18 protein-coding genes are annotated in these 16,472 nt (G+C 63.0%); 2 read left to right on the forward strand and 16 right to left on the reverse strand.

What is annotated here, in order from left to right; genetic code table 11:
- Positions 1-125 (reverse strand): hypothetical protein (locus tag ACJ8J4_RS22840; RefSeq protein WP_144334738.1); only part of this gene is annotated, 125 nt, incomplete at its 3' end.
- A gap of 238 nt (positions 126-363) precedes the next feature.
- Here ACJ8J4_RS22840 and ACJ8J4_RS22845 point away from each other — a divergent pair.
- On the forward strand, positions 364-1,116 hold the full coding sequence (locus ACJ8J4_RS22845; RefSeq protein ID WP_016930039.1) for a M48 family metallopeptidase: 753 nt from the start codon (positions 364-366) through the stop codon (positions 1,114-1,116).
- A 41-nt stretch (positions 1,117-1,157) separates the two neighbouring features.
- Here the strand turns inward: ACJ8J4_RS22845 and ACJ8J4_RS22850 are convergent, their stop codons facing one another.
- From ACJ8J4_RS22850 to ACJ8J4_RS22915, 14 genes are all read right to left on the reverse strand, one after another.
- Positions 1,158-2,798: a thiamine pyrophosphate-binding protein gene (locus ACJ8J4_RS22850; RefSeq protein ID WP_025304194.1), complete on the reverse strand. Its 1,641-nt coding sequence runs from the start codon at positions 2,796-2,798 to the stop codon at positions 1,158-1,160.
- A gap of 52 nt (positions 2,799-2,850) precedes the next feature.
- Positions 2,851-4,320: an aldehyde dehydrogenase gene (locus ACJ8J4_RS22855; RefSeq protein WP_049203444.1), complete on the reverse strand. Its 1,470-nt coding sequence runs from the start codon at positions 4,318-4,320 to the stop codon at positions 2,851-2,853.
- 16 nt (positions 4,321-4,336) lie between these two features.
- On the reverse strand, positions 4,337-5,131 hold the full coding sequence (locus tag ACJ8J4_RS22860) for an aspartate dehydrogenase (protein ID WP_025304196.1): 795 nt from the start codon (positions 5,129-5,131) through the stop codon (positions 4,337-4,339).
- Between the two features lie 15 nt (positions 5,132-5,146).
- Complete coding sequence (locus ACJ8J4_RS22865; protein WP_043141245.1) at positions 5,147-5,941, reverse strand: SDR family oxidoreductase; 795 nt, start codon at positions 5,939-5,941, stop codon at positions 5,147-5,149.
- Positions 5,938-6,756, reverse strand: a complete 819-nt coding sequence (locus tag ACJ8J4_RS22870) for an alpha/beta fold hydrolase (RefSeq protein WP_060448080.1) — start codon at positions 6,754-6,756, stop codon at positions 5,938-5,940. Before ACJ8J4_RS22870 ends, ACJ8J4_RS22865 begins: the two co-directional genes overlap by 4 nt.
- Positions 6,756-7,280 carry a cupin domain-containing protein gene (locus tag ACJ8J4_RS22875; RefSeq protein ID WP_004937634.1) on the reverse strand — a complete coding sequence of 175 codons (525 nt, stop codon included), beginning with the start codon at positions 7,278-7,280 and terminating at the stop codon, positions 6,756-6,758. The genes ACJ8J4_RS22870 and ACJ8J4_RS22875 overlap by 1 nt, the downstream gene beginning before the upstream one ends.
- Positions 7,281-7,448: 168 nt before the next feature.
- On the reverse strand, positions 7,449-8,705 hold the full coding sequence (locus ACJ8J4_RS22880; RefSeq protein WP_049208796.1) for an MFS transporter: 1,257 nt from the start codon (positions 8,703-8,705) through the stop codon (positions 7,449-7,451).
- A 23-nt stretch (positions 8,706-8,728) separates the two neighbouring features.
- The gene (locus tag ACJ8J4_RS22885) at positions 8,729-9,940 is read right to left on the reverse strand and encodes an NAD(P)/FAD-dependent oxidoreductase (RefSeq protein ID WP_049208795.1); all 1,212 of its coding nucleotides are present in this window, start codon (positions 9,938-9,940) and stop codon (positions 8,729-8,731) included.
- Positions 9,937-10,878 carry a VOC family protein gene (locus ACJ8J4_RS22890; protein WP_099817678.1) on the reverse strand — a complete coding sequence of 314 codons (942 nt, stop codon included), beginning with the start codon at positions 10,876-10,878 and terminating at the stop codon, positions 9,937-9,939. Before ACJ8J4_RS22890 ends, ACJ8J4_RS22885 begins: the two co-directional genes overlap by 4 nt.
- A gap of 109 nt (positions 10,879-10,987) precedes the next feature.
- Positions 10,988-11,782: an IclR family transcriptional regulator gene (locus tag ACJ8J4_RS22895; RefSeq protein WP_004937625.1), complete on the reverse strand. Its 795-nt coding sequence runs from the start codon at positions 11,780-11,782 to the stop codon at positions 10,988-10,990.
- A 37-nt stretch (positions 11,783-11,819) separates the two neighbouring features.
- The gene (locus ACJ8J4_RS22900; RefSeq protein WP_025304203.1) at positions 11,820-12,575 is read right to left on the reverse strand and encodes an SDR family oxidoreductase; all 756 of its coding nucleotides are present in this window, start codon (positions 12,573-12,575) and stop codon (positions 11,820-11,822) included.
- Positions 12,572-13,615 carry an aromatic ring-hydroxylating oxygenase subunit alpha gene (locus tag ACJ8J4_RS22905; RefSeq protein ID WP_025304204.1) on the reverse strand — a complete coding sequence of 348 codons (1,044 nt, stop codon included), beginning with the start codon at positions 13,613-13,615 and terminating at the stop codon, positions 12,572-12,574. Before ACJ8J4_RS22905 ends, ACJ8J4_RS22900 begins: the two co-directional genes overlap by 4 nt.
- Positions 13,616-13,635: 20 nt before the next feature.
- Positions 13,636-13,944, reverse strand: a complete 309-nt coding sequence (locus tag ACJ8J4_RS22910; protein WP_004937617.1) for a recombinase-like helix-turn-helix domain-containing protein — start codon at positions 13,942-13,944, stop codon at positions 13,636-13,638.
- A gap of 2 nt (positions 13,945-13,946) precedes the next feature.
- Complete coding sequence (locus ACJ8J4_RS22915) at positions 13,947-14,264, reverse strand: non-heme iron oxygenase ferredoxin subunit (RefSeq protein ID WP_004937614.1); 318 nt, start codon at positions 14,262-14,264, stop codon at positions 13,947-13,949.
- 398 nt (positions 14,265-14,662) lie between these two features.
- Here ACJ8J4_RS22915 and ACJ8J4_RS22920 point away from each other — a divergent pair, with 398 nt between their 5' ends.
- Entirely contained in the window at positions 14,663-15,904 is a 1,242-nt protein-coding gene (locus ACJ8J4_RS22920; RefSeq protein ID WP_167324592.1) for an MFS transporter, read from the forward strand.
- 108 nt (positions 15,905-16,012) lie between these two features.
- Here ACJ8J4_RS22920 and ACJ8J4_RS22925 read toward each other — a convergent pair whose 3' ends face one another.
- Positions 16,013-16,165 (reverse strand): Hok/Gef family protein, encoded by a 153-nt coding sequence (locus tag ACJ8J4_RS22925; protein ID WP_004937610.1) that lies wholly within the window; start codon positions 16,163-16,165, stop codon positions 16,013-16,015.
- Positions 16,166-16,472 lie beyond the last annotated feature (307 nt).

The raw sequence follows: 16,472 nt of genomic DNA on the forward strand, positions 1-16,472 counted from the left end.
CGCCACAGGACTTCGGCGATGTCCGCCATGCCCATAGGGGCCCCCGGGTGGCCGGAATTTGCTTTTTGTACGGCGTCCATGCTGAGTGCGCGGATGGCGTTGGCAAGCTCTTTACGAGAGGACATGTTTTACTCCAGGTCGGATAAAAAAAGCAGTCAAGTTCCCTATTTTCTCAGACTCCACATCACAACGGCAATCCCTAATGCCAAATGAGAGCGAGTTCACCACTTATTAGCACGATTGGACGCTTTTTCGGAATAACACTATTCTCGCCTTAGCTGGCGTACACTAGGCTCTTGCGACAAGATTTCCTCAAAGCAAAATGACTCTTTTACCTTGTTACCTTCACAGGAAGATAGCGTTATGAAGATCCGTACCTCTTTGATTGCGTTGGGCATTGCCACCTTGGCAACCGGCTGTCAAAACCTGAATACCGAAACCTTGATGCAGTCCGGCGCGCAGGCGTTCCAGGCGGCGACCTTGAGCAACGACGACGTTAAGGCCCTGAGTGATAAATCCTGCGCCGAGATGGACAGCAAGGCACAAATCGCGCCGGCCGGCAGCACCTACGCCAAGCGTCTCAACAAAATCGCTGCGGCGCTGGGCGACAACATCAACGGCACCCCGGCCAACTATAAGGTTTACGTGACCAAAGACGTCAACGCCTGGGCGATGGCCAACGGCTGTATCCGCGTCTACAGCGGCCTGATGGACATGATGAACGACAACGAAGTGGAAGGCGTGCTGGGCCACGAAATGGGCCACGTGGCGCTGGGCCACACCCGTAAAGCGATGCAGGTGGCTTACGGCACCGTGGCGCTGCGCACCGCGGCGTCCTCCGCCGGCGGCGTCATCGGCTCGCTGTCGCAGTCGCAGCTGGCGGACATCGGCGAGAAACTGGTCAGCGCCCAGTTCTCGCAGAAGCAGGAAAGCGAAGCGGATGATTACTCGTTCGATCTGCTGAAAAAGCGCGGCATCGATCCGAACGGCCTGGCCACCAGCTTCGAAAAATTGGCCCAAATGGAAGCCGGCCGTCAGAGCAGCATGTTCGACGATCACCCGTCTTCCCAAGCGCGTGCACAGCACATTCGCGATCGCATCGCGGCAGAGAAGTAACAACGAGAACGCCCGGCAACCGCCGGGCGTTTTTTATCGTCTCAATACAGGGTTTTCTGCGGCGGCCCGGCGAAGGTCAGCGGCCCGACCTGCTTCATGTCCACCTCGACCACCGACGGCCCCGGGTAGTTGATCGCCTCGGCCAATACTCCGTTGAACTGCGCCGCCGCCTCGACCTTCCAGGCTTTCAGCCCCATCGCTTCGGCTATTTGAGTAAAGGCCGGCGTATGCAGCTCGTTGTAATACTGGCGCCCGGCGAAATACTTGTCCTGAATGCCGCGCATCACGCCATAACCGCCGTCGTTCATGATCAGCAGGGTGATGTTCACCTGTTCCTGCGCCATGGTCGCCAGTTCCCCCAGGCCCAGCGCCAAACCGCCATCGCCCACCAGCCCCACCACCTTGCGCTGCGGGTTGGCGATCGCGGTGCCGATCGCCATCGGCAGCCCCATGCCGATAGCACCGGCCAGCGAGTGAATGTTGCACAGCGGCGAGATCGCGCGGAACAAACGGCTGCCCCAGACGCTGCCGGAAACGGTGATATCGCGCACCAGCAATCCGTCCTGCGGCAACGCGGCGTCGATGGCGTCGTTGAGTTTGGCGTATTCACCGGACTGCTGACGCAACGCGCTCTCCGCCTGCTGCACCGCCCCCGCGATCTCGGCATCCCACTCGGCGTTAACCTTCTCGCCGGGGCTCAGCCGCGCCGCCAGCGCGGCCAGCAGCGCCGCACAGTCGCCGTTGATCTGCTCATCGGCCAGGTAGTTGCGGTTGGCCGCCGCCGGATCGATGTCAATCTGCACCAGCGGGCGCGGCAGCGGCAGCGTCCAGGTGCGGGTTTCATTACTGCGCAGGCGCGAACCAGCCACCAGCGTCAGGTCGCACTGCGTCAGGATCGCCTCGATGCTCGGCGAGTTGTGGAACGCCCGCAGGCTGCGCGGATGGCTGTCCGGCAGAATGCCGCGCCCGTGGGTGCTGGAGATCACCGCCACGCCGGCGTCCGCCAGCTTGCGCACCGCGTCGCCGCAGGCCAAGGCGCCACCGCCTAACCACAGCAGCGGACGCTTGGCCTGTTTCAGCCGCTGATGCAGCCGCTCCACCGCCGCATCGTCCGCCTTCGGCAGCGGCGCCGGCGCCAACGCTTCGGTCAGCACCGAACGGGACACCAGGCTGCTTTGGATATCGATCGGGATCTCGACCGCCACCGGGCCACAGGGCACGGTTTGCGCATCCAGGATCGCCCGCTGGATCACCGCCACCGCCTGCTCCGGCGAATTGACCCGGTAAGCGCGCTTGGAGCAGGCGCGCAGGAAGCCGAGCTGATCGCGGGTTTCATGAATAAAACCGGCGTCGGCGTCCAGATAGGCTTTTTCCACCTGGCCGGTGATATGCAGCAGCGGCGTGTTGGCGTTGAGCGCCTCAATCATCGCCCCCACCGCGTTGCCCGCGCCGGCGCCGGTGCTGGTCAACGCCACGCCCAGGCCGGAGAAGCGCCCGTGCGCGTCGGCCATGGTGACCGCGCCCGCTTCGCCGCGCGCCGGCACGAAGCGAATTTTATCGCGCTGCCCCACCGCATCGGCGATCGGCAGATTATGAATCGAAATGATGCCGTACATCGCCGACACCGCGTACTGTTCCAGAGTCCGGGCTATCGCCTCGCCAACCGTGATTTTATCGCTCATCATCTGCCTTCTTAGGGTAGTCGTTATTAGGGTTATGCGTAGAGGTGTCGGCCTAGTCGCTCCAGCGGTTCACCTGATGGCTCAGCGCCAGATACACGCTTTTCTGCTGCATGTAGGCCTTGATGCCGTTCAGGCCCTTTTCGCGGCCCAGCCCGCTTTCCTTGAAACCGCCGAACGGTGTAGAAATCGAGAACGTTTTGTAGGTGTTGATCCAGACGGTGCCGGTTTCCAGCCGCTCCGCCAGCGCCATCGCCCGCGGGAAATCGCGGCTCCAGATGCCGGCCGCCAGGCCGTACACCGAGTCGTTGGCCTGTTCGATCAGCTGTTGCTCGTCGTCGAACGGCAGCGCCACCAGCACCGGGCCGAAGATCTCCTCCTGGCACACGCGGGCGTCGTTGTTCAAGCCTTCAATAATGGTCGGCAGGTAATAGCTACCGCTCGCCAGTTGCGGATCGGCCGGCGCTTCGCCGCCGATGATCACCCGGCCACCCTCCTGCCGCGCCAGCGCCACGTAGTCCGCCACGCTTTGCCGATGTTTGGCGCTGATCAGCGGGCCGAGATGCACGCCCGGCACCAGCGGGTTGCCGATGCGCAGCCCCGCCGTCAGTTCGGTCAAGCGCGCCAGCAGCGGCTGATACAGCGAACGATGCACGAACAGCCGCGATCCGGCGATGCACGCCTGGCCGGCGGAGCTGAAAATGCCGTAGCAGATACCGCGCGCCGCCTGTTCCAGATCGGCGTCCTCCAGCACGATGGTCGGTGATTTCCCCCCCAGTTCCAACGAGGTGGGGATCAGCTTGTCGGCGGCGATATGCGCCAAATGGCGCCCGGTGCTGGTCCCGCCGGTAAAGGCGATCTTTTTCACCAGCGGGTGGCGCACCAACGCCTCGCCGATCACCGAACCTTTGCCCGGCAGCACGCTGAGCAGCCCGGCCGGCAGGCCCGCCTGTTCGAACAGCTCGGCCAGCTTCAGCGCCATCAGCGGCGTCGCTTCGGCCGGTTTGAGCACCACCGCGTTGCCCGCCGCCAGCGCCGGCGCTACCTTCTGCATTTCACTGGCGATCGGCGAGTTCCACGGCGTAATGGCGGCGATCACCCCCATCGGTTGATACTGGCTGAGCGTCATCACCTCGGCGCTGCGCGGGGTCGGCAGCTCACCTTCCAACACCTCGCAGGCGGCCGCGAAGTAGCGCGCGGTCGCCGCCGCGCTGGCCACCAGCCCGCGGGTCTCCGCCAGCGGCTTGCCGTTGTCGCGGGTCTGCAGCTCGGCCAGCTGTTCCTGCTGCGCCAGGATCAGGTTGCTGACGCGGTAGAGGATCGAGGCGCGTTGGTGCGGCACCAACCCACGCCACTCCGGCGCGCGCCAGGCGCGTTCCGCTGCCTCCACCGCCTCATTCACGTCCTCGACGTTAGCGGCACGCAGCCGCGCGTTGACGCTGCCGTCGGCCGGGAATACCGAAGCCATCTCTTCGCCACGCCCTTCGCGCCAGCGTCCGGCGACAAAAATATTCAATCGTTCCATGCTCCGCTCCTGCCGTTCAGGCAATAAAACCGCCGTCCACCAGACGGCGGCAGGCTTGTACCGCGCTCAGCGCCGCCAGGGTTGATGTTTTGGGATTGCTCGCCAGCGGGGTGCCGCTCAGCTCGATGTGAAACTCGCCAAAATCGCCGCACACCTGCAGGCGATGGGTATTGCGTCGGGTGGCGGGATCGACCTGCAGGCGTACCCGGGTGGCGTCCATCCCCAGGCCGTTGAGCGCAATGGTGGCCGCCACGTTGGCATTAGCCGGGAACAAACGCGCCGCTTCACGCGCCGAACCTTCAAAAAACACCTGCGCTTCACTCACCGCATCGAGATCGATCAACTGTTCCGCCGGGCTGCCGCGCCAGCTGGCCGGGCTTTTACTGGCCTGATAGGTCACGCTCTCCAGCCCGCCTTCGCGCGCCGACGCCAGCCCGTCCATCCCCGCCACCGCGCCGGACAGCACGATCAGCTGCCCGTGATGGCGGCGGCAAACCTGCTGCAGCCGCTGTTGCAATGCGGCGTCCGCCAGCGCGCCGGTCGAGATCAGCGCCAGCGGCCAGCCGCGCTGCAGCACCGCTTCGCCAAACTCCGCCACCGCCTGCTGGCTGGCGCACTCCAGCACCAGATCCGGCCGCTGCGAACACTGCCCAGGATGGGCCAGCGCCTGCACCCGCCCGCCAAAAGCCTCGGCGATCGCCGCATGATGAGCTGCGCGCGCCAGGATCCAACCGACCTCCACGCCTTCCGGCAAACGGGCGATCACTTCCTTCGCCATCGCGCCGTAGCCAATCATCATGATCTTCTTCATCTTTTTCGGCCCCTGCTACACATGGCGGTTAAAGCCGCCGGAAACGTCCAGCGCCGCGCCGGTGGTAAAAGAAGCCAGCGGCGAAGCGAGGAACAGCAGCGCCTGCGCCGGCTCCTGCGGCTTGCCCAGGCGCTTCATCGGGATGCCGCGCCGTTCGGCGATCGCCGCCGTCCACTGCTCCCAACTTTGATCTTTATCGCTGCGCTCTTCGAAACGGCGGCGCCACTGGCCCGACTCCACCATCCCCAGCAAGATCGAGTTAACGCGAATACCTTTGTCCACCAGCTCTTTCGATAGCGTCAGCGTCATGTTGAGCAGCGCGGCACGCGCCGCCGAGGTGGCGATCATGTGTTCTTCCGGCTGCAGCGCCAGCAGCGAGTTCACGCAGGTGATAGACGCGATCGCCGATCGTTCCAGCGCCGGTAAGAACGCCTGCACCGGATTGATCACGCCGAACAGCTTCAGCTCGGCCTCATGCAGCCAGGCCTCGCGCGGCGTCTGGTCAAAATGGGCGACGAAGCCCTGACCGGCGTTGTTGATCAGCAGATCCACGCCACCGAAACGCGCCGTCACCTGAGCGGCGAACTGCGCCACCTGCTGTGCATCCAGCACGTCGCAGCGCAGCGCCAGGATCTCCGCCTGCGGGAAGTCCGCGCGCAGGCTGGCCTCCGCGCCGGCCAGTTTGTCCGGATCGCGGCCGCAGAACGCCACCTTCGCCCCTTCGGCCAGCAGCAGCTTCAGAGTTTCGAAACCGATGCCCGACGAGCCGCCGGTCACCACCGCCACCCGATCCTCAAGCTGAAAATTCATCGTTGGATTGCTCCCGTAAAATCCCGCAGATAGCGGTTGAAACACGCCGGCGCGTCGAGGTAGCTGGCATGACCGGCGGCGGCGATCAGACGCAGCGTCGCGTCTTGCTCACGCGCCAGCTCGGCCGCCTTCTCCGGCGGCGTAATGCGATCCTGTTCACCGCACCACACTTCCAGCGGGCCGCGATAGCGCGCCAGATAGCGACCGATGTCGTCGTTGGCCAGCATCCAGGCGGCACTCAGAAAACCGTCGGGATCGAGCTGTTGCATGCCGTTGCGCACCCAGGCAATGTCCTGCGGATCCGCCTCTTCATGCAGCAAGGCCGCCGCCCGCTGCTCGCCGTAGCCCACCGGCCCCAGCGTCTCTATCATCTGTTGGCGCTGGCCGTATACCTGCCGGCGTTTTTCCTCCGGCGCCGTGGCATAGCCCTGCGCCGGATCCGCCAACACCAGCCCACATAGCCCGTCCGGATAGCCGGCGGCGTAGGCGCTGCCGATCAGCGCCCCCAGTGAATGGCCGACGATCAGCGGCTGCGCCAGCTGCAGCTCAGCAATCAGCGCCGCCAACGCCGCCGCATAACCGGCGGCATCGGCCTGCGGGTCCGCCAACGGCAGGCTGCCGCCGTAGCCCGGCGCGTCCCACGCCAACAGACGATGACCGTCCGTCAGGCCGCTGTCGTTAAACTGCTTGATCCACGAGGCGGACCCGGAACTGATGCCGTGCAGCAATACCACCGGCCGCCCCTGCCCGGTCTCGCGCCAGCTCAGGGTATACGCCCCGCAGCGCGCCAGTTGGCGTTGCGCCAGGCCGTTCATCAGTTGCGCTTCACTTTGGACAGCGGGTGATCCGCCGGATAGGTCGGGATCTCCGGCTTGGCGGTGCCGAGCATCACGCACATCAGCGCCTCTTCCTCGCCGTGGTTGAACAGGCCGCGGTACACGCCCGCCGGCACCGAGATCAGATCGCGCTCTTTCAGCCTGGTTTCGTAATACTCTTCCCCATCCTGGATCATCAGCGTGATGCTGCCTTTCAGCATGAAGAACACTTCTTCCACGTCGTCGTGCAGGTGCAACGGGCCCTCGCACTTCGACGGCAGCACCATGGTGGAAAAGGTGAAGTTGCCCGCCGGAATGGTGTTGGCGTCGCTGGCCACGCCGGTGGCGCCGGTGCCGATGTAGCGCATCTGCGCGCGGCGGTATTTCGGGTCAAAGTCGGCCTGGAATTTCAGCGCGTTCCAGTCGTATTTGCGGCCCTCGAAACGGGCGATGCGCGACTCTACCCAGTTTTCCATCGACAGATCCTGCGGCTTGACGCCGGCTTTGTTCTCAACCTGAGACATGTTGTCACTCCTCTGTTGAATCAAATGGTTATCCCCTTCGTCTTTCACGCTGTGGCGTTGTTGGCTGCATTCGTTCACACCAGTCACTTACCGCAGTAAGCTCCTGGAAACTCACGAACTTGCCGCCTAGCCACAGCATGAAATCCATTGGGCTTAGCAATTGTTAATTCAGTACTTTCTCAGCAACGGCAGCAGAATGAGGCAGCCGACGAACGCCATCACCACCAGGAACAGCAGGCCGTTATCCATATTGCCGGTGGCGGCGATCAACGCCCCCATCAGCACCGGCGCCAGCGCGCCGGCAAAATTGCCCAGTCCGTTGAAAATGCCGCCGGCGGTGGCGCTGACCTTGCTGCTGGTCGCCTTCGCCAACAGCGCGAAAATATTCGGCGCGCCGGCGCCCCACATAAAGGTGCTGAAGGCCATGGCGGCGATCACGCTGTAGGTGCCCTGCAGGTGCAACACCACCGCCAGACCGAGGCCGGCGCCGCACAGCGACAGGAAGCAGGCCAGCGCGCGGCGATCCAGCTTGTCCGACAGCCAGGCGCCCAGCACTTCGCCGAGCAGCATGGCGATGAACGGCAGCGAAGAGAGGTAACCGGCATGCTCCAGATGAATGCCTTTGCCCTTGATCAGGTAGCTCGGCAACCAGCCGTTCATGCCCCACAGGTAGGTCAGGAAGGCGATATTGAACAGGCAAATCATCCAGAAATGCGGGCTGCGCAGCAGCTCGCGGCGGTGCTGTTTGCGTTCGGACACCGCCGGCTTGGCCGCCGCCGCCGGGCGCGAGACGTTCAGGTGGCGCATGCCGAACAGCACCAGCAACATCACCGGCAGCGTCAGAAACGCCATAAAGAAGAAGGTGGTCTGCCAGTCGAAGGTATTGAGGATGTACAGGGTGACCGGGAAGCCGAGCGCGGCCCCGAGCGGCGTGCCGAGCAGCCACAGCATGGTGGCGCGCGCCTGCAGCTGCGGCGGAAAGGCCTGACGAATAATGGCGTAGGCCATCGGCAGCAGCGGCCCTTCGGCGATGCCGAGCAGAATGCGCAGCGTCATCATGGCATGATAGGAACGCACCAGCCCCATCAATACCATCAGCACGCCCCACACCACCATCATGCCAATCAATACTTTTACCGGGTTAAGCCGATCGCCGATGCCGCTGAGCAGCATCGAGGAGATGCCGTAGGAGAACAGAAACGCGCTCATCAGCAAGCCCAGCCGCGCCGGGTCAAAGCCGATCCCTAACGCCTGCTGAAACTCGGCGTCGGAAAACAGCGCCGCGATGCTGATCTTGTCGAAAAACGCCAGCAGCACGCAGGCGAACAGCGCGATCGGCACCGACCAGCGCACCCGTTGCTGCGGATTTTCGGCAACGGCTTCCCCCGCCCGTCCAGCGCGGGCGTCAATGTCTTGCGTAGTCATAAAACGCTCCCGAGGTTCGGGCGTTATTTCAACGCCATCAAAGAAAACTCCGCATCCGCCAGCTGCTGCGGATCCAGCACCCGGCCGCTCGCCAACCAGCGCTTGCCGAGCTTGATGGTGCGCGCGTCGTTGAACGCCACCATCTGCACCAGCTGCCGATCGGCGTTCAGCGTGAAGAACACCTGCGACTGCGGCGTGCGGCGCACCACATGGTGCACGCCGCCGCTCGGCACGCCGAGGATCTGGATATTGACGTCATATTGATCCGACCACAGCCAGGCCACGTCGTCATACGGAGCGGCAAAGGCGTCGAGCATCGCGCAGGCGGTGCTGATGGCCTGATTTTGCGCGTAGGCCCAGGACTGCAGGCACAGGCCAAGCGTCGGGTGGCGCGCCACGTCGCCGGCGGCGAAGATCGCCGGATGGCTGGTACGCCCTTGGCCGTCGACCACGATGCCGGACTCGATCGCCAGCCCGGCGCTGCGCGCCAGTTCGAGATTCAGCTCGACGCCGATCCCCACCACCACCAGATCGAAGACCTGCGGATCGCTGACTTCGCTGCCGATCCAGGCGGCGCCGTCGCGATCTTCCAGCGAGATCTCGCCGCAGCCACACAACACCGTAACGCCCTGCCGGCGATGCAGTTCGAGCAACGCCTGCGAGACATCGGCGCCGACGCTGCGCATGCATAGCGCGGGCTGGCGTTCAAACACCGTCACCTCGGCGCCGAGACGGCGCGCAGAAGCGGCGATCTCCAGCCCGATCCAACCGCCGCCGACGATCGCCAGACGGCGGCAACCTTGCAGGCCCTGCCGCAACCGGGCCGCATCGTCCCAGGAACGCAGCGTCATCACGCGCGGATGCTGCGCCCAGGCGGCGCTCGGCACACGCGGCCGTCCGCCGGTGGCGATCAGCAACTGCTCGAACTGCAGCCGTTGCCCGTCGCTGAGCGTGACGATTTGCTGTTCGGCATCGATGGACTCGGCGCGCAGCGGGCGACGCCAGTCGATATTCAGCGCCTCCACCGCCTGTTCGCTGAATAGCCGGCTGAGGGGCGCCGCGGCATCCAGCAGCGCCGCTTTCGACAGCGGCGGCCGCTCGTAAAAATCGTAGGGTTCGTCGCTGACCACCGTCAGCCGGCCGCTGTAACCGCGATCGCGCAGCGTCTTGGCCGCCCAGCCGCCGGCCTGGCCGCCACCGACGATGACGATGCCCGCGTGTTCCGGCCGGTTCATAACGCCTGCGCCTTTTTATGCTGGCGGCGCGTGTCGTGATCGATGCCGCCCTCTACCGCCCATTCGGTGAAGGAGACCAACGAATGCTCCAGCTCGCGCGGCTGCCAGTTTTCCGTCAGATAATCGTCGTTGGTGTAGTACTCGAACGCGCCACCGGTCGGGCTGTTGACGTACCAGAAATAGGCCGAGGAGATCGGGTGGCGGCCGGGGCCGATAAAGGTGCTCCACTGCTCTTTGTTCATGGCGATGCCGCCGCCGATCACTTCGTGGATATCGCGCACGGTGAATGCCACGTGGTTCAGGCCGCGTGGGCGGTTCGGCAGCTTCAGCAGGAACAGGTTATGGTGGCCGCCGCGCGCCTGGGTGCGCAGGAAGACGGCGCGATCGATATAGCGATCGGAAACCTGGAAATCCAACAGCTCGCGATAGAAACGCTCGGTCGCCGCCAGATCGTCAACGAAGAACACTACGTGGCCAATATTGATCGGTTGCGCCTGCGAATAGACCGGGCTGGGTTGATCGATGCGGCGCACGTCGCCCCATTGGTTGATCGGCGTGACCGGCACCTCAACCGCCTGCTGGCGGCTGACGACGAAGCGCAGCGTCATGCCGTTGGGATCGAGGCATTCCAGCTCTTCTCCCACTTGACGGAAGCCGGGCATCAACGCCAAACGCGGCTGCAGGCGCGCCAGATCGGCGGGTGAGCCCACGCCCCAGGTCATGCGGCGCAGGGTAGAACCGCCTTCAAACGCCGCAGGCAGCGCCGCGCTTTGCAACGGGTGCAGGACAACCTGCGCCCCGCTCAGGGTGGTGAATTCGCGCTGCGGTTCGCCCCAATGTTGCGTGGCGGGCTGCAGGCCGAAGTCTTGCATGAATTTTTCGCAGGTTGGCAGATCTTCGACGCCAAACTCCAGTTTTTCGATTCCGATTACGCTCATTGTTCAGCCTCACGTTCTCGCTGCATACGGTTTTCAGGCATGAGTGAACCCCGGCCCCTGTTTGCTACGGGCCTTATCCCTGCCTGAGTAAAAGAGTCGGTCCTGCCGGTTAGCCGACGTTGGCCTGCGGCGGCGCGCCGAGGAAGCCGGAAATTTTCTCCGCCGCATCGCGCACTTCCATGCGCAGCCGCTCGCGATCCGCTTTCGGGATCTCATCGGACGGCACCATGATGCTGACCACCGCCTCGACCCGCTGCTCGCGGTTGAAGATCGGGTAGACGATCGAGGAGATGCCGTGGCGGAAGAACGATTCGCCGATCACATAGCCGCGCGCTTTGTCTTGCTGCACCATCTGCCACAGCGTTTCGCGATCCGCCGGGGTGCCCGGCGCATTGCCCGGCAGCTGCGCGTCCGGATAAAGTTGTTCGAACTCGCTGCGGGTGGCGCTGGTCAACAGCATGCGACCCAGAGAGGTTTGGTGCACCGGCAAACGGGTGCCGACGCTGACCTGGTTGATCTGCGAACCGGCGGCGCTGACGCGAGCGATGTAGATCACGTCGCGCCCGTCGCGGATCGCCAGATGACTGCTGCACTGGCTGCGATCGCGCAGCTGCTCGATCACCGGCTGGCCGGCCTGCGCGACGTCCAGCGACGCGATGTATTCGAAGCCGAGGCGCAGCACCTTGATGCCGAGCGCAAAGGTGTTGGTGCGCGGATTGCGCTCCAGAAAGCCCAGGTGCTCGAGCGTCTGCACCACGCGGTAGGCGGTGGCCTTCGGCATATCGACCAGGCGATGCAACTCGGCAAAAGTCATTTCCTTATGCTGCTCGCCAAACGCCAGCAGCAACTGCAACCCGCGATCCAGTCCCGGGATCAGATACTTACATGCTTGCTCGTCCGCCATCTCTCGCTCCTGCGCTGTTCGCCTGCCCTGCGGGCCGTCAGTTGAATACGAAGCCGCCGTTGACCGGCAGCAGTTGGCCGGTGACGAAATCCGCCAGCGACGACAGCAGATAAAGTACCGTACCGTTCACATCGTCCGGGTGCTGCGCCCCGGCCAGCGCGCGCCCCTGCTCGTACAGCTGATGGCGCTCGGCGGGCACATACTCAGTGGCTTCCACTCGCGTCAGGCCCGGCGCGATGGCGTTGACGCAGATACCCTGCGGGCCCAGCTCGCGCGCCATCGATCGGGTCATCGCGATCACCGCGCCTTTACTGGCGACATAGGCCATCAGGCGCGGCGCGCCCCACAGCGCGGTGTCCGACGCCACGTTGACGATCTTGGCGTGCGGATTGCGCGCCAGCAGCGGCACCGCCGCCTGGCTCACCAGCCAGGTGCCGCGCACGTTGACTTGCATCACGCGATCCCACAGATCGATATCGTATTCCATCATGGTTTTACCGCCGACGCCGGTCGCCAGCGCCGCGTTGTTCACCAGACCGTCGATCCCGCCGCCAGCGGCGATCTTCTCGAACGCCAAGCGGATCGAATCCGGTGAGGCCAGATCGATCGTCTGCGTTTCCACCCGAGCGCCCTGCTCGCGCAGCGCGGCGCCGCTCGCCGCCAGCTCATCCGCCAAGATGTCGCACATCACCACCTGCGCGCCTGCTGCGGCGATGGCGGCGGCAAAGCTGTAGCCCAGGCCGCGCGCCGCACCGGTGACCACGATGCGCTTGCCGTCCAGCAAGCCGTTCACTGCGCCGCCTCCCGCTCGCGCAGCGTCGCCAGCTGTTTCTGCGCCTCTTTCTGCATCAGGCGGCGCAGGCGCGACAGACCGACGTCGTGCTGGTACAGGTATTCGCGGCCGCGGGCGTTAGGCGCCATGTTCTCGAGCACGATGCGATCCTGCTCGAGCACGTCCCAATGCAACGATTCCAGGCGATTACGGTACATGAAGCGCCACATGTCGCGCTGCCAGTCTTTGACCTTACGGATGCGCCAGAAGAACACCCGGCAGTGATCCTTGTCTTCCGGCACCACCATGCCGATGATCCAGAAGTGACCACCCGGCCCAAAGCGCTTCTTGTACGGGATCGACAGGCGCATCCAATACGCGCCGCTGCTGCCGAATTCCACCCAGTCGAAGTTAACCCCGATCTGTCCGTTCTTTTTGAAGATAAACCCGCTGTCGGTCGGCTCCAGCCCCATATCCGCCTTGCGATCCCCTTCCGCCATCGAGTGTGAGGAAGAGTGCAGGTAGGTGCCGTGCATCGGATCCATCACGTTTTCCAATGCGTACTGGTAGTTGCAGTCCCAGCTGGCGGTACACAGAAAATTACTGTACGACGCTTCGTCCGCCAGCTCTTGCGGGAAAGTCAGCTCCGCCGGCGCTTCATCCGCCGTCACGCCGAAATAGAGAAACACTGCGCCGTAGGCTTCTTTGGCCGGGTAAGACCGCAGGCATTTTTGCCCCACCAGCGGGCAGCGATCCACCGCCGGCACGTCTTTCACCGTTCCGTCGCCGCCGACTTCCACCCCGTGATACCAGCAGGCGATACGATCGCCGAGGTTCCACCCCATGGAAAGCCGCGCGCCGCGGTGCGGGCAGCGATCTTCCAACGCGTGGATCTGGCCTTCACCGTCGCGCCACACCACGATTTGCTGCTCGAGACGGGTGATGCCGACCGGGTTGTTGCCCACTTCCCAACTGGCCAGCACCGGATACCACATGCCGCGCAATCCCTGGTCAAGATAGTCCTGCAGGCTCTGTTCGGAGGATGTTGTGTTTGCTGTCATTGTCTTCTCCCGGATGTGGCTCAGAAACCGTTAACGTGAAGGAATTCGCGGAACGTCGCCTCATTCCACGGTTGGCCGCTGCGATCGAACAGGCGGCGCTGATTCAACGCGCTGACGATCTGCTCCAGCTCTTCCGCCCCCTGATCGAAGATCGTTTCCAGCGCCGCCACCAGCGCGGTTTCGAAACCGTCCGGCACCCGGGCGCGGTTTTGCCAGATGACATTGCGGAACTGGCCCGGCTGATGGATTTGGCCGTTGCCGCCTTCGCGGGCCGGCGTCACCTGTTGGGTGTCCGGCAGCCAGGGATTGAAATCGGTGATGTGCTGCATGATTACTCCTCCGCGATAAAGGTGATCTGGATTTGGTTGTCGACCACCCGGGTGGGATAGGTTTGCAGATCGCGGCCGCCTGGCTCGCGCAGGCACTGGCCGGTGCGCACGTCAAACAGCGCTTCGTGCAGCGGGCACTCAACCTTACCGTCGTCTACAAACCCCTGGCTGAGCAAGGCATAAGCATGCGGGCAGACGTCTTCCAGCGCGTAGTAGTTACCGTCGAGCAGGTACACCCCGATCTCTTTTCCTTCCACTTTGCCGGAGAAAGGAAAATCTTCTTTCACCTGAGACACTTCGCACACATTCTTCCAGCTCATTGCTTTTATCCTCTATCTGATTGTTTCATATATGAAACTCAGTTTCTTATTTAATACAGCCACTATAAGTCTGGCGAAACTTTCGTCAAGCGAGCGGAACGGCAAATGTTAATGAAAGGTTGTTTAAAAATGACAAATGCGGGAGGGATCACGAAATCATGCACCGATATGAAAAACCTATGTCAGTTGTGCGCTCTTCCGCTAATTTATGGCAAAAAATGCGTTGATCCCGGCGGCGCATTGCGCGTAAAAGTGTTTTCCCACTGTCTTTTACACTCAATTTAATAACAATTAATTTACATTGATCAGCCTCGTCCCCCGCGTTTGCGCGTAATGGCCTCCGCGGGCGAGTTTACTGCTGCCTGAATTCGTCAACCGCTCGCACTGAGGAACGCGCCGTGCAACAACGTCAACGCTGGTTTGGGGTGATCGCCCTGCTGTTTCTGATCGTTATCGCCTATGCGGATCGGGTTAATATCGCCGTGATGTTGGTCAATCCCGACTTCCTGCAACACTTTCAACTCGGCGGCGACCGCGCCCATCAGGGCACGCTGATGACGGTGTTTTTACTCGGTTACGGCCTGTCCGCCATGTTGCTGACGCCGTTTCTGGAAACGCTGATGGGTTACCGCCGCGCGCTGACGCTGAGCGTCGTGCTGTGGGCGCTGCTCACCGCCGCGTCGCCGCTGGCGGGATCGCTGCTGTTGCTGTGCGCGGTGCGCGCGCTGCTTGGCGTCAGCGAAGGGCCGCTGTTCTCGCTGAAGACCATGTACATCAGCGATCATTTCGCCGCCGACGAGCGTGGCAAACCCAACGCGGTCAGCGCGCTGGGCGTCTCGTTGGGGCTGGTGATCGGCTTTCCGCTGGTGAGTTTTCTGATGGCGCACTTCGGGTGGGCGATGTCGTTTCACCTGCTGGCACTGCTCAACCTGCTGTTGGGCCTGGCGCTGGTGCGGCTGTTCGTTCATCCGCTCGCCTTACCCTCATCTTCACGCCCCGCCGATCCTCAGCCGGTGTTGAGCCGCGTCTGGCACACCTTCGCGCTGGCCTGGCGCACACCGATGCTCGGTTGGATCCTGCTGATCGAGATCGCCACGCTCAGCTACCTGTGGGGATCCAGCGCCTGGCTGCCGGCTTACCTGACTGATGAAAAAGGATTCTCCATCAAGCAGATGGGATGGATGGCCGCACTGCCTTTCATCGTCAGCATCGCCTCAAAATACCTCGGCGGCGTGCTGCTCGATCGTATCCGCCGCTATCAGGCGCCACTGATCTTCGTCTTTGGCGGCGCGGCGACCGCACTGTGCATCTATGGCGTAATGAACAGCCATCAGCTTGGCTGGATCGCCTTCTTCCTGCTGGCGGCCAACGCCTGTTGGGGCGCACAGGGCGCGGCAATCCCCACTCTGCTGCAGCATTATGCGCGGCCGGAGGCGGTCGGCAGCGCCTATGGGCTGATCAACGGCATCGGCAATCTGTTCTCGGCGTTTGTGCCGATGGCGATGGGCATGGTGATGGCCAGCCAGGGCAAGGTGTCCTCGGGCTTTGCGGTACTGATTGCCTCACAGCTGCTGACGCTGCTGGCGGGCGGCGCGCTGTTTAGCCGCATGTTGCTGGCGCGCCAGGTGAAACGGGCATAAATCCGTTTCACCGTGTTCTACGGCGGCAAACCGAAAGCGTTGAGAGGGTGCTCATGGATCTGGACGCCAACAACCAGCAGACGGGGGCCCCCCCGTCGCCGGGTTGCCTTACCGTTCGGATTCGTAAGCCAAAATGGCCGCAACCTCCGTAGTGCCCGATCGGATCCGCAGCTCGCACAGCGTGCTACGGGTTATCCATGCCAGTGATATTACCGTGGCACAAATAACCACCAGTTTTAACAGGCTCCGTTTGTTCGGCATCATGCCTTCTTCTCCTTGCCTCGCGGCGGGTAAGAGGCTAACTTAACGTTGCTGGCGTTAGAGTAGGCCTCGGGTTGATGGATATCGACTCGGGGCTTTTCTCTTTGTACCTTTCACGCAGGCTCTAGATACAAAGATCCAGAGCACCCGCGCGCAGTATATTCATCCTCCCCGTTATCCCGATTCCTTTTTACTGACTCCGTTTCATTTCTGCGCAAAATTGCGCAAAGGCGTTGCAACAGACTGAAAATCGCCGCATGGATGGCGAAAAATGAAATAAAAAAAGCGGCCCCCATACGATGGGAGC

Origin of the sequence: Serratia sp. CY47280, assembly GCF_052168655.1 — a bacterium.
In the GTDB taxonomy this organism is placed as follows: domain Bacteria; phylum Pseudomonadota; class Gammaproteobacteria; order Enterobacterales; family Enterobacteriaceae; genus Serratia; species Serratia bockelmannii.